At 65.2% G+C, this 12,629-nt stretch carries 8 protein-coding genes and 1 pseudogene; 4 read left to right on the top strand and 5 right to left on the bottom strand.

All coding sequences use genetic code 11. The annotated features are described in order from the left end of the window. Positions 1-76: 76 nt before the first annotated feature. The 4 genes from E4L96_RS01210 to E4L96_RS01195 all read right to left on the bottom strand — a co-directional run bounded on the left by E4L96_RS01210 (position 77) and on the right by E4L96_RS01195 (position 8,634). On the bottom strand, positions 77-430 hold the full coding sequence (locus E4L96_RS01210; protein WP_167758561.1) for a YciI family protein: 354 nt from the start codon (positions 428-430) through the stop codon (positions 77-79). A gap of 109 nt (positions 431-539) precedes the next feature. After that, positions 540-3,827: a fused isobutyryl-CoA mutase/GTPase IcmF gene (gene icmF / locus E4L96_RS01205; RefSeq protein WP_135205418.1), complete on the bottom strand. Its 3,288-nt coding sequence runs from the start codon at positions 3,825-3,827 to the stop codon at positions 540-542. A 126-nt stretch (positions 3,828-3,953) separates the two neighbouring features. Further along, on the bottom strand, positions 3,954-7,493 hold the full coding sequence (locus tag E4L96_RS01200; RefSeq protein WP_135205417.1) for an indolepyruvate ferredoxin oxidoreductase family protein: 3,540 nt from the start codon (positions 7,491-7,493) through the stop codon (positions 3,954-3,956). Between the two features lie 211 nt (positions 7,494-7,704). Continuing rightward, positions 7,705-8,634 (bottom strand): LysR substrate-binding domain-containing protein, encoded by a 930-nt coding sequence (locus E4L96_RS01195; protein WP_135205416.1) that lies wholly within the window; start codon positions 8,632-8,634, stop codon positions 7,705-7,707. Between the two features lie 128 nt (positions 8,635-8,762). Between E4L96_RS01195 and E4L96_RS01190 the strand changes: the two genes are divergently transcribed. Next, entirely contained in the window at positions 8,763-9,986 is a 1,224-nt protein-coding gene (locus tag E4L96_RS01190; protein WP_135205415.1) for an HD-GYP domain-containing protein, read from the top strand. A gap of 22 nt (positions 9,987-10,008) precedes the next feature. Here E4L96_RS01190 and E4L96_RS01185 read toward each other — a convergent pair whose 3' ends face one another. Beyond that, entirely contained in the window at positions 10,009-11,037 is a 1,029-nt protein-coding gene (locus E4L96_RS01185; RefSeq protein WP_135205414.1) for a GGDEF domain-containing protein, read from the bottom strand. 371 nt (positions 11,038-11,408) lie between these two features. Here E4L96_RS01185 and E4L96_RS01180 point away from each other — a divergent pair, with 371 nt between their 5' ends. The 3 genes and pseudogenes from E4L96_RS01180 to E4L96_RS01170 form a co-directional block, all read left to right on the top strand. Next, positions 11,409-11,594 carry a Flp family type IVb pilin gene (locus E4L96_RS01180; RefSeq protein ID WP_135205413.1) on the top strand — a complete coding sequence of 62 codons (186 nt, stop codon included), beginning with the start codon at positions 11,409-11,411 and terminating at the stop codon, positions 11,592-11,594. Positions 11,595-11,661: 67 nt separating this feature from the next. After that, positions 11,662-12,105: a prepilin peptidase gene (locus E4L96_RS01175; RefSeq protein ID WP_135205412.1), complete on the top strand. Its 444-nt coding sequence runs from the start codon at positions 11,662-11,664 to the stop codon at positions 12,103-12,105. 95 nt (positions 12,106-12,200) lie between these two features. Beyond that, positions 12,201-12,629: pseudogene (locus E4L96_RS01170) on the top strand (ATP-binding protein); the annotation flags it as partial.

The raw sequence follows: 12,629 nt of genomic DNA, 5'->3' as shown, positions 1-12,629 counted from the left end.
CGCGGCCAAAGCGGCCTGCCTGCTGCCACGACGGGCCGCGCGGCGCCGATTCGACTAATGATTTTCAAACGCTGATTCAAATCTGGTTGGCGGTCAGGGCGCGCACTTCAATGGTGCCGTTTTCCGCCGTCGGCAGCCGGGCGGCCCAGTATTCGGCCTGCTCCAGGCCCGGCACGTCGATCAGGAAGTACCCGCCCAGCATCTCCTTGGTCTCGGTGAACGGCCCATCCGTGCGCTGCGGCTTGCCATGGCGGACGCGGATCGAGGACGCGGTGCGGGAGGGCGCCAGCTCCGCGCCGCCCCGGCAAACGCCTGCCTGGATCATCTCCTGCTCCACGGCGGCGTAGCGCGCGTAGATGGCCTGGCGCTCGGCCTCAGTCAAGGCATCCCATTCGGCTTCGCTCGAATAAATCAGCAGCATGTATTGCATTGCGGTCTCCAAGGTGGAATGAAAAAACGGCGTGGCTCGCATGGCCCCGCGGGACCACGACGAACCACGCCGTCCTGATTCGACAGCGCTTGGCGCGCAGTATTACACGTTACATGTTGCGGCGGTATTGGCCGCCCACCTCGAACAGCGCGGTGGTGATCTGTCCCAGCGAGCAGACGCGCACCGCGTCCATCAGCTTGGCGAATACGTTCTCGTTGTCGATGGCGGCGCGCTGCAGCTCGGCCAGCATCTGCGCCGAGCGGTCGGCATTCCGCTGGTGGAAGTCCTCCAGGCGCTTGAGCTGCGACTGCTTTTCATCGTCGGTGGACCGGGCCAGCTCGATGGTCTGCGGGGTCGCGTCGCCGTGCGGATTGCGGAAGGTGTTCACGCCGATGATGGGCAGCGAGCCGTCGTGCTTCTTGTGCTCATACAGCAGCGACTCCTCCTGGATCTTGCCGCGCTGGTAGCCGGTTTCCATCGCACCGAGCACGCCGCCACGTTCGGCGATACGCTCGAACTCCTGCAGCACCGCTTCTTCCACCAGGTCGGTCAGCTCTTCGATGATGAACGAGCCCTGGTTCGGGTTCTCGTTCTTGGCCAGGCCCCACTCGCGATTGATGATCAGCTGGATGGCCAGCGCACGGCGCACCGATTCGTCGGTCGGCGTGGTGATCGCCTCATCGTACGCGTTGGTGTGCAGCGAGTTGCAGTTGTCGTAGATCGCGATCAGCGCCTGCAGCGTGGTGCGGATGTCGTTGAAGTCGATCTCCTGCGCGTGCAGCGAGCGGCCGGAAGTCTGGATGTGGTACTTGAGCTTCTGCGAACGCTCGTTGGCGCCGTACTTGTCGCGCATCGCCACGGCCCAGATGCGGCGCGCCACGCGGCCCAGCACCGTGTACTCCGGGTCCATCCCGTTCGAGAAGAAGAACGAGAGGTTGGGCGCGAAGTCGTCGATGTGCATGCCGCGCGCCAGGTAGGCTTCCACGAAGGTGAAGCCATTCGACAGCGTGAACGCCAGCTGCGAGATCGGGTTCGCACCCGCTTCGGCGATGTGGTAGCCGGAGATCGACACCGAGTAGAAGTTGCGCACCTGGTGGTGCACGAAGTACTCCTGGATGTCGCCCATCACCTTGAGCGAGAACTCGGTCGAGAAGATGCAGGTGTTCTGGCCCTGGTCTTCCTTGAGGATGTCCGCCTGCACGGTGCCGCGCACGTTCTGCAGCACCCAGGCGCGGATCTTCGCGGCTTCGTCGTCGGTCGGCTGGCGGCCGTTGTCCTGCTCGAACTTGGCCATTTGCTGGTCGATGGCGGTATTCATGAACATCGCCAGGATGGTCGGCGCCGGGCCGTTGATGGTCATCGAGACCGAGGTGCTCGGGTTGCAGAGGTCAAAGCCGTCGTACAGGACCTTCATGTCGTCCAGCGTCGCAATCGAAACCCCGGAGTTGCCGACCTTGCCGTAGATGTCGGGACGCAGCGCGGGGTCGGCACCGTACAGCGTGACCGAGTCAAACGCGGTGGAGAGGCGCTTGGCGTCCATGCCCTCCGAGACCAGCTTGAAACGGCGGTTGGTGCGGAACGCGTCGCCTTCGCCCGCGAACATGCGGGTCGGGTCTTCGCCTTCGCGCTTGAACGCGAACACGCCAGCGGTATAGGGGAACGAGCCGGGGACGTTCTCCAGCATCAGCCAGCGCAGGACTTCGCCGTGGTCCTCGAACTTGGGCAGCGAGACCTTGCGGATGCGGGTGCCCGACAGCGTCTGCTGGACGAGGCGCGTGCGGATTTCCTTGTCGCGGATTTTCACGACATAGTCGTCGCCCGAGTAGGCGGCCTGCATGGCGGGCCACATCTGCAGCAGCTTCTTGGCGCCCGCTTCCATGGCGTGATCGCGCTCGGTGATCAGGTCATCGAAGTCCGCCGGTTTCGAGGCGGCAGCCAGCATGCGCTTGGCCTCCGTCAGCTGCTGGCGTTCACGCGCCAGCTTGACCTGCCTGTAGGTGTTCTTGTGGTAGCCGCGGACGGTGTCCGAGATCTCGGCGAGGTAGCGCGCGCGGGCCGGTGGCACGATCACGTTCTTGCCGCTGGAGTGGCGCGCGTCGACGCGGGGCAGCTTGCCCTTGGTGGTCTTCAGGCCGAACTCCGCGAGGCGCGGCAGGATACCCTGGTACAGCGCGGTCACGCCATCGTCGTTGAAGCGGGAAGCCTGGGTGCCGTAGACTGGCATGTCCTCGGACTTCTTGGTCCACAGTTCGCGGTTGCGCTGGTACTGCTTGGCCACGTCGCGCAGCGCGTCCTGCGCGCCCTTGCGGTCGAATTTGTTGATGGCGATGAAGTCGGCGAAGTCGATCATGTCGATCTTCTCCAGCTGCGAGGCGGCGCCGAATTCCGGCGTCATCACGTACATCGACACGTCCACGTGCGGGACGATGGCCGCATCGCCCTGGCCGATGCCGGAGGTCTCGACGATCACCAGGTCGAAGCCTGCCACCTTGCAGGCCGCGATCACGTCGGGCAGCGCCTGCGAGATCTCGGAACCGGCTTCGCGGGTGGCGAGGGAGCGCATGTACACGCGCGCCTGGCCCGCCCACGGGTTGATGGCATTCATGCGGATGCGGTCACCCAGCAGGGCGCCGCCGGACTTGCGGCGGGACGGGTCGATGGAGATGACCGCGATGTTCAGCGCATCGCCCTGGTCCAGGCGGATGCGGCGGATCAGTTCATCCGTCAGCGAGGACTTGCCCGCGCCGCCGGTGCCGGTAATGCCCAGCGTCGGCACATTCAGGCCGTCGGCGATGGTGTGGAGCTGCTTAACCAGGTCCGCGTCGGCTTTGCCGTTTTCGAGGGCGGTGATCAGCTGGGCCAGCGGGCGATGATGGGCCGCAACCTCGCCGTCGCGCAGCGGGTCAAGGGTGGTGGGCGCGTATGGCGTCAGGTCGACGTCGCAGGCCTGCACCATCGACTGGATCATGCCGACGAGGCCCATCTTCTGGCCGTCTTCCGGGCTGAAGATGCGGGTCACGCCATAGGCATGCAGCTCTTCGATTTCGGCCGGGACGATCACGCCGCCGCCGCCGCCGAACACCTTGATATGCGCGCCGCCGCGCTCGCGCAGCAGGTCGATCATGTACTTGAAGTATTCGACGTGGCCGCCCTGGTAGCTGGAGATGGCAATGCCTTGCACGTCTTCGGCCAGGGCCGCGGTGACCACGTCGTCGACCGAGCGGTTGTGGCCGAGGTGGATCACCTCCACGCCCTGCGACTGCAGGATGCGGCGCATGATGTTGATGGAAGCGTCATGGCCGTCGAACAGCGAGGCGGCGGTGACGAAACGGACCTTGTTGGTGGTGACCTTCTGGTCCGGGGTCGCCAGTTTGGCGGCATTCGTGATGTCGTTCATGGTGAGCGTATCCGGTGGGTGCGGATGAAGTCTCCGATTATATGACGTTTACGTTAACGTCACTCGATTCCGTGGTCCGCGCTGGGCCGCTGTGGCCCGCGCGCGAACGGCGATGATATTGACGATTTATGCGGCCGCGCTGCGGGCGGGCGCGTCGAACTGCGCCAGCAGCTCGGCCTTGCGGGCGCGGAACTGCTCGACTGCCTTCTCCTTCACGTGGCCGAAGCCGCGAATCTGATCCGGCAGCGCGGCCAGCTCCACGGCCAATGGCAGGTTGTCCGCGGTCAGCTTGGGCAGGATCGACTCGATCAGCACACGATACTCCTCGATCAGCTGGCGCTCCATCTTGCGTTCAGCGGTGTAGCCGAAAACGTCCAGCGCCCCGCCGCGCAGGCCTTTCAGCTTGGCCAGCAGCTTGAAAGCGCCGAACATCCAGGAGCCGTATTCCACCTTCACCAGCTTGCCCGCGGCGTCCTTCTTGGCGAACAGCGGGGGCGCCAGATTGAACTTGAGCGAGAAGCTGCCGTCGAACTGGGTCTTCAGCTGCTCGACAAAGCGGCCATCGGTGTACAGGCGCGCGACTTCGTATTCGTCCTTGTACGCCAGCAGCTTGGAGTAGGACTTGGCGACGGCCATCGCCAGCCTGGTCCCAGCATGCAGCGAGCCTTCGGCGGCACGGACCTGGTCGACCAGCGCCGTGAAGCGGGCGGCGTAGGCAGCGTCCTGGTACGCGGTCAGGAACTCGGTGCGCTTGTTGATCAGCGCATCGAGCGACTGCGGCATCTGCACCACGATGGCCTGCGTGGGCAGCGCGACTTTTTCGACGCGCTTGAGATCCACGGCGGCGCGGCGGCCCCACTGGAAGGCGCGCTTGTTGGCCTCCACAGCCACGCCATTGAGTTCGATGGCGCGCAGCAGGGCGGCTTCCGACAGCGGGATGCGGCCCTTCTGCCACGCGTAGCCCATCATGAAGAGATTCGCGGCGATCGAGTCGCCCATCAGCGCGGTGGCCAGTTTGGTGGCGTCGATGAAGTCCGCAGCCTCGGCGCCGCCCACGGATTCGGTGATCAGGGACTTCACATCGGCGGCCGGGAACTCCCAGTCGCGCTGCTGCGCGAAGGTGCCGGTTGGCTGCTCGTGCAGGTTGACCACGACGGCGGTGCGGCCCGGTGCCATCTTGGAGACGGCATCGGCGGCGCCGGTGGTTAGCATGTCGCAGCCGAGGACCAGGTCCGCCTCACCGGTGGCGATGCGCTGGGCGCGCAGGTGGGATGGCGACTGCGCGATCTTCACGTGCGAGGTGACCGAGCCATTTTTTTGCGACATGCCGGTCATGTCCAGCACCGAGGCGCCTTTGCCTTCCAGGTGCGCGGCCATGCCCATCAGGGCGCCAACGGTGATCACGCCGGTGCCGCCGATGCCGTTGATCAGGATGTTGTACGGCTGCGCGATCGACGGCAGCACAGGTGCCGCCAGCTCGCCCCAGCCGTCGTCGTTATTGGCCTTGCCCGCGCCGGTCTTCGATTTCTTGAGCGAGCCGCCTTCCACGGTCACGAAGGACGGGCAGAAGCCCTTCACGCAGGAGTAGTCCTTGTTGCAGGAGCTCTGGTCGATGGTGCGCTTGCGGCCCCAGTCGGTTTCCTTCGGCAGGATCGAGACGCAGTTGGACTGGATGCCGCAGTCGCCGCAGCCTTCGCAGACGGCTTCGTTGATGACCATGCGCTTCTGCGGGTCGGCGAATTCGCCTTTCTTCCGGCGGCGGCGCTTTTCGGCGGCGCAGGTCTGGTCGTAGATGATGACGGTGACGCCGGGCAGCTCACGCAGCTCGCGCTGGATGGCGTCCATCTCCTTGCGGTCGTGCAGGGTGACGATCGAGGGCAGGGCGCTCGGGTCTTCGTAGCGCGAGAGGTCCTCGGTGACCAGGGCGATGCGCTTGATGCCTTCGGCCGCCATCTGCTGCGCGATCATCGGCACGGAGGTGGTGCCGTCCACCGGCTGGCCACCGGTCATCGCGACTGCGTCGTTGTAGAGGATCTTGTAGGTGATGTTGACGTTGGCCGCCACCGCCGCGCGGATCGCGAGGTAGCCCGAGTGGAAATAGGTGCCGTCGCCCAGGTTCTGGAAGACGTGCGGCACCTTCGAGAACGCAGCCTGGCCAATCCACGGCGTGCCTTCGCCGCCCATGTGGGTGGTCAGCTTGTTCATCTCGGGGTAGATCGACGTGGCCATCACGTGGCAGCCGATGCCGGCCAGCGCGAACGACCCTTCCGGTACCTTGGTCGAGGTGTTGTGCGGGCACCCGGAGCAGTAGAAGGCGGGACGGAAGGGCGTGGAGATCGCCTTCTGCAGCACGGCGTCCTTCGCGTCGAGGAAGGAAATGCGCTGGGCGATCTGCGCCAGCACGTGGCTGTCGCTGACGAAGTTTTTCAGGCGGCCCGCGATCACGCGCGCGACCTGCGAGACGCTGAAGTCGGCCTTGGGCGGCAGCAGCCATTCGCCGCGCGGGGCGACCCATTCGCCCTTGTCATCGAACTTGCCGACGATGTGCGGACGCACGTCGTCGCGCCAGTTGTAGAGCTGTTCCTTGAGCTGGTATTCGACCAGCTGGCGCTTTTCCTCGACCACCAGGATCTCGTCCAGGCCCTGCGCGAACTCGCGCACGCTGTCCGGCTCCAGCGGCCAGGGCATGGCGACCTTGAAGACGCGCAGGCCGACTTTCGCGGCCATGGCTTCGTCGATGCCCAGTTCTTCCAGCGCTTCCAGCACGTCCAGGTAGGATTTGCCGCTGGCGATGATGCCCAGCTTGGCGTCCGGCGCCTCGATGGTGGTGCGATTCAGCTTGTTGGCGCGGGCGTAGGCCAGGGCGGCATAGATTTTGTAGTCCTGCATCAGCGCTTCCTGCTTGCGCGCCTGCAGGCCGAGCGGATCGGAGGACAGGCGGGTATTCAGGCCGCCTTCGGGCATCACGAAGTCGGTCGGCAGTTTGACCTCGACGCGGTGCGGGTTGGCATCCACCGAAGCGGAGGATTCGACCGTGTCGGCCAGCGCCTTGAAGGCGACCGCGAGACCGGAAAAGCGGGACATCGCCCAGCCGTGCACGCCCAGGTCCAGATACTCCTGCACGTTGCAGGGGTAGAGCACCGGGATCATGCAGGCCGAGAAGATGTGGTCGGACTGGTGGGGCAGGGTGGACGAGTAGGCGCCGTGGTCGTCGCCCGCGACCAGCAGCACGCCGCCGTGCTTGGCGGTGCCCGCGTGGTTCATGTGTTTGAAGACGTCGCCGCAGCGATCCACGCCCGGGCCCTTGCCGTACCACATGGCAAACACACCGTCGTACTTCGCCGGGCCGATCAGGTCCACGGTCTGGGTGCCCCAGACGGCGGTGGCGGCCAGGTCCTCGTTCACGCCGGGGACGAACTTGACGCCGTGCTGTTCCAGGAAGCCCTTGGCCTTCCACAGCGTCTCGTCCAGGCCGCCGAGCGGGGAGCCGCGGTAGCCGGAGACGAAGCCCGCCGTATTCAGGCCCGCCGCCCGGTCGCGCTCGTGCTGCATCATCGGCAGGCGCACCAGCGCCTGGATACCGGAGAGGAAGATGTTGCCGGAAGTGGCGGTGTACTTGTCGTCCAGGCTCACGGGGGCCAGGCGCGACGGGCTGTCGTGCTGCATGCGGGTCTCCAAAGGATCGTTCGGATGGCGCCGCCGGGCGCGCCGTGTCTCCGGGTCAGAAACAGGCGTCCAGGGGCGCGCTATTGAGTGGCGGCCATTCTACGTGGGGCCGTTTCACTTCGTGATACGGAATGCGGATGGGGGTATAAGAAAAAACGATGGCTGTTCACTACCTCCGGTACGCTGGGGACGTACCCCGGCGTACCGGCAGTTACAAGAGGCGGGCGCCGCGCCAGTGGCCGTCGGTGCAGAGCTGGCGGGTGACGGCGTGGACGAGTTGGCGGACGGCCTGAGCGGCGTTGGTCAGCGGGATGTTGCGGGACGAGCACAGCGCCACCGTGCGCGAGATCGCGGGGCTGTGGATGGGGTAGGCCTGCAGTTGCCCGGCCTCGACTTCGGCCTGCACCGGCGCCAGCGGCAGAATGGTGGCGCCGATGTCGGCCAGCAGGGCGGACTTGAGGATGGCGATCGAATTGATTTCGATGACGTGGCGCAGCAGCAGGCCTTGCGCGCGAGCCACGTTTTCTATGCGCGGGCGGACGCCCTGCTGCTGGGCGGGCAGGATGAGCGTGCTGTCCAAGGCCTGCGCCAAGGTGAGGTCAGCGTGCCGCGGCCGCCGCGGCGAGCCGGCGCGGCAGATGAACATCATGTCCTCTTCGATCAGGGTGGTGGTGTCGAAGTGCGAGAGCTGGCCGTCGTCGAACAGCACCGCCAGGTTGATGCGGCCGGATTTCAGCTGCTCGGTCAGGTTGCCGGAGATTTCCTCGGTCAGCTGGAGGGTGATCTCGGGATATTGTTCGCGGACCGCCATCAGCAGCGGCAGGGCCAGCGCGCCGGAAATGCTGTGGGGGAAGCCGAGCGTGACCGAGCCGGAGGGGCGGGTGGTTGATTGCACCACGGCCGACTTGGCGTCGGTCACCTGCTTGAGAATCGCCTGGGCGTGCTCGTAGAACACCTTGCCCGCGTCGGTCGCCGTGACGCCGGTGGCGGAGCGGTGCAACAGTTGGGCACCAAGCTCGTCTTCCAGCTGGCGCAGCTGCTGGGTCAGCGCCGGCTGGGCCACGTGCAGGATGCCGGCCGCGCGGGACAGCGAACCGTGGTCGACGATGGCGACGAAATAGCGGAGCTGGCGCAGTTCCATGGGAATACGGCAGAAAGACAACACCCGCCGCGGAATCGGAAAATTCCATTATAAAGCCAACAAAAATTGATCTGCTTCAATCATGTTCATGGCTATACTGTCGGTAATAAATTTCCCCGCGAAAAAAAATGTTGAAAAAAGTCGACTCGGGTCAACTGAAGGTCGGGATGTACATCCACGACCTGAGCTGCGATTGGATGACCCATCCGTTCGTGCGCAATCGGTTTCTGATCACGAAAGACGAGGAAATCGGGAAAATTCGGAGCGCCGGCATCCATGACGTGGTGATCGACGTCTCCCGCGGCCTGGACGTGCAGGATGCGCCTACCGTGGCGGAGGCTGCCGCTCAGACGGAGGAAGAGCTGATCGCCCTGGCCACCAAACCGGTGGTCCCGCTGCGCGTGCCGCTGGGCGAGGAGCTCAAGCGCGCCGCCATGATCCGCCATCAGGCATCGGGCCTGGTCCGAACCGTGATGCAGGACGCCCGCCTGGGCAAGGCGGTGCAGCTGGAGCAGGTGACCCCGGTGGTGGAGAACATCACCGCCTCCATCCTGCGCAATCCGGGCGCGCTGGTCGGCCTGCTGCGGATCAAGACCGCGGACGACTACACCTTCCTGCACTCGGTGTCGGTATGCACGCTGCTGGTGGCGTTCTGCCGCTCGCGCGGCATGGATCCGGACACGACCTACCAGGCCGGTCTCGGCGGCCTGCTGCACGACACCGGCAAGGCGCTGGTGCCGGACAAGATCCTGAACAAACCGGGCCCCCTGACGGACGAAGAGTTCGCCATCATCAAGAAGCACCCGAAAGATGGCTACGACATCCTGCTCAAAACGCCGGAGATCGGCCCCATTCCGCTCGATATCACGCTGCACCATCACGAGCGGCGCGATGGCTCCGGCTATCCGGACAAGCAGGGCGAGGGCACCATCAGCGAACTGGCGCAGATGGCCGCGATTGTCGACGTGTATGACGCGATCACGGCGGATCGCTGCTATCACAAGGGTGTGTCCGCCGCCGAGGCGCTGCGCAAGATCTACGAGTGGAGCAAGTTCCACTTCAACCCGCAGTTCGCCCAGGAATTCATGCGCTGCGTCGGCATCTACCCGGTCGGCACCCTGGTGATGCTGGAATCGGGCCGCCTGGGCGTGGTGGTCGAGCCGCACGAGACCAACCTGCTGGCCCCCAAGGTCAACGTGTTCTTCAACACCAAGAAAAACGTCTACATCAAGCCGGAAACGGTGGACCTGTCCAAGGCGCTGGGCTTCGGCGGCGGCGACAAGATCGTGCGCCACGAGTCGGCCGCCAAATGGCAGGTCGACCCGATGAAGTTCCTGGTGGTGGCGGGCTGACCGCCCGCCCTTGCCCCACGGCCTAGAAGAATTCGGCGGTGTCGTTCGACGAGACCGCCTGCAGCTGGCCCCGCTCGACCAGCTCGTCGTAGTAGCAGGCCTGGTTGCGGCCATTGCTCTTGGCGAAGTAGAGCGCCTGGTCCGCATGGCCCAGGATCACGACCGGGGCCTCATACGCGTTGATCGCCACGAAGCCCACGCTCACCGTCACCTTGCCGACCTGCGGGAACACGTGCGCCTCCACGTTGCGGCGGAAGCGTTCGATGATCTTGCGCGCGTTTTCCAGCGTGGTTGAGCGCAGCAGCACGACGAATTCTTCGCCGCCAAAGCGGAACACGCGGTCCTGCGAGCGGAACGACGAGCTCAGCAGGTTGGCGATCAGGATCAGCACCTCGTCGCCGTACAGGTGGCCGAACTTGTCGTTGACGAGCTTGAAGTGGTCCACGTCGACCACGGCCAGCCACTGCTTTTCCTCGCCGCACAGCTGGCGGCGCTCTTCCTGGCCCGGCAGCAGCGGCCCCTCGGCCGAGGCCTGCAGCATCTTGCCGAGCTGGTCATCGAAAGTCTTGCGGTTCAGGAGGCCGGTCAGCGAGTCGCGCTCGCTGTAGTCGAGCAGGTTCTGGAAATTGCGGTAGACGCTGACGATGCCGGCGATGACCTGTTCGGTATCGGGGCCGTACTTGGTCTTGTGGACGATCTCGAGGCAGGTGTCGGCCTTGTCGCCGATCCAGATCGGCAGCCATAGCACCAGGCAATTGTCGGCGTTGACTTCTTCCGCGCTCGCTTCGCGCCGCGCCAGGCAGCCGGCCAGGGCCGGACAGTCCGCCAGCGGTTCGCCGCGGCCGTCGCCGTCTTCCATGCGGGCCGGCTGGCCTTCCTCGATGGTGGCGCGGGCGCGCACATACTTTTCGCCACGCACCGTGTGGATGGACAGCACCCGGCTGCGCAGCGCGCCTGCCAGCTCCTGCACCGCCGAGATCACCGAGATGTCGAGCATCGTGTGATCGCGGTGGCCGGTCATGTCCACCATGTGTTTCAGAAGTGAATCCATCTCGCTCAAGAATGACTGACGACCCGCGCGGCGCGGTGGCTGGGCTAGCTCCACGATTGACACTCAGACGCCGCCGTTCGGCATTTCCTGAGAACAGCTGATCAGGATAATGTTTTTTTGCTTGTTCGGCAATTATCGTTGCTCAACTGCCGCGTCTTCCGGTCGATTCTAACCGTCCGGCGCTCTCTTGCGCGCGCCCCAGAACAGAAAAACCCCTCCAAAGGTGGCCTCTTGAGATTTCCCATGGGCAAACTTGCCGTGCGTCAATTTCGCGGCGGTCCCCGTCCGTATAGTGATCTCACTGGCTCCGGCACCGGGCCCCGCGGGGCGACCGACCGTCCAGGTCAATTAATCACTCATAGGAGGTTGTGATGAAAACTATCAACGCCGCAGTCAAGGCCTTCATTCAAGACGAGGAAGGCGTCACCGCAATCGAGTATGGCCTGATCGCAGCACTGATCGCTTCCGCGCTGGTCACCGGCTTGGCCATGGTCACCGGCGGGCTGAACGATGCGTGGCAGTACATCAAGGATCAGATCGCAACTGCAACCACCTGATTCAGTGGGCCCTCAAGTCCGCCGTGCCGGCCAGCGCGGCGGGCTTTTTTTTCGTCCGGAGGTGTGTATGGCAGTGCCGCTCCTGTTCGATCTGTGCCTGGCTGTGCTGCTGCTCGCGGTCGCCGCCCGCGATCTGCTGGAGCAGCGCATTCCCAACAATTATCTCGCCGCAGGGCTGGCCTGTGCCGCCCTGCTGCAGCTGGTGGCCGGCGGGCCCATGGCGCTGCTGCAGCAGGGCGGGGCCGGCTTCCTGGTCGGCCTGCTGTCGCTGCTGCCGTTCTACCTCAAGCGCGGCATGGCCGGCGGCGACGTCAAGCTGATGGCGACGGTGGGCGCCTTCACCGGCCCCTGGCTGGCGCTGTGCGCCTGCCTGGCCACCTGCCTGCTGGGCGGCGCGGTCGCGCTGCTGCTGTCCAAATGGCGCGGCAGCACCGCCGGCACCATGGTCTACGGTCCCGTGATCGCGGCCGGCACGCTGCTGGTGTTGGTTTTCCGTCCCGCGCTGGTTTGATCTTTGTCCAAACCTTGCTCTTCCTCAAAGGATCGGCCTGAGCGATTTCTAGAATCAGTTCTGGTGACGCACGGAAATAGCTGAGTGGAGGCACGATGCTGGAAAGCGAAGATCTTTTGCTGGACCTGCCTGGCGCCGCGGCCCGGGTGGACGAGGAGGCTGGCCAGCTGCTGCCGCGCCAGGCCAAGTCGGTGCGCGAGACGGGGCTGGACAGCCAGCTGCTGCTGGAGCTGGTCGCCAAGGCCATCTACCTGGCCGGCAAGGCTCACCTGCCGGTGCTCAACACCCGCTTGCGCCTGTCGATCGGCGTGCTGCGCGAAGTGATCGAATTCCTGGTGGCCGAACAGCTGGCCGAGCTGACCTGGCGCGGCGAGACCGACCTCGACGTGCAGTACCAGCTGACCGCCAAGGGCCGCGAGCGCGCCGACGGCTATCTTAAGCGCTGCCGCTACGTGGGCCCGGCCCCGGTGACGCTGGACGCCTACCGCGCGGTGCTGCGGCGCCAGTCGGCCCGCGCGCCCAGC

Origin of the sequence: Zemynaea arenosa, from assembly GCF_004614185.1 — a bacterium.
GTDB classification, from domain to species: domain Bacteria; phylum Pseudomonadota; class Gammaproteobacteria; order Burkholderiales; family Burkholderiaceae_D; genus Telluria; species Telluria arenosa.
This window is presented reverse-complemented; position numbering and strand designations above follow the sequence as displayed.

Coding starts and splice junctions, on each gene's coding strand:
- E4L96_RS01195 (WP_135205416.1), bottom strand. CDS start 8,634: ATGGAACTGCGCCAGCTCCGCTATTTCGTCGCCATCGTCGACCACGGT.
- E4L96_RS01210 (WP_167758561.1), bottom strand. CDS start 430: ATGCAATACATGCTGCTGATTTATTCGAGCGAAGCCGAATGGGATGCC.
- E4L96_RS01200 (WP_135205417.1), bottom strand. CDS start 7,493: ATGCAGCACGACAGCCCGTCGCGCCTGGCCCCCGTGAGCCTGGACGAC.
- icmF (WP_135205418.1), bottom strand. CDS start 3,827: ATGAACGACATCACGAATGCCGCCAAACTGGCGACCCCGGACCAGAAG.
- E4L96_RS01190 (WP_135205415.1), top strand. CDS start 8,763: ATGTTGAAAAAAGTCGACTCGGGTCAACTGAAGGTCGGGATGTACATC.
- E4L96_RS01180 (WP_135205413.1), top strand. CDS start 11,409: ATGAAAACTATCAACGCCGCAGTCAAGGCCTTCATTCAAGACGAGGAA.
- E4L96_RS01175 (WP_135205412.1), top strand. CDS start 11,662: ATGGCAGTGCCGCTCCTGTTCGATCTGTGCCTGGCTGTGCTGCTGCTC.
- E4L96_RS01185 (WP_135205414.1), bottom strand. CDS start 11,037: ATGGATTCACTTCTGAAACACATGGTGGACATGACCGGCCACCGCGAT.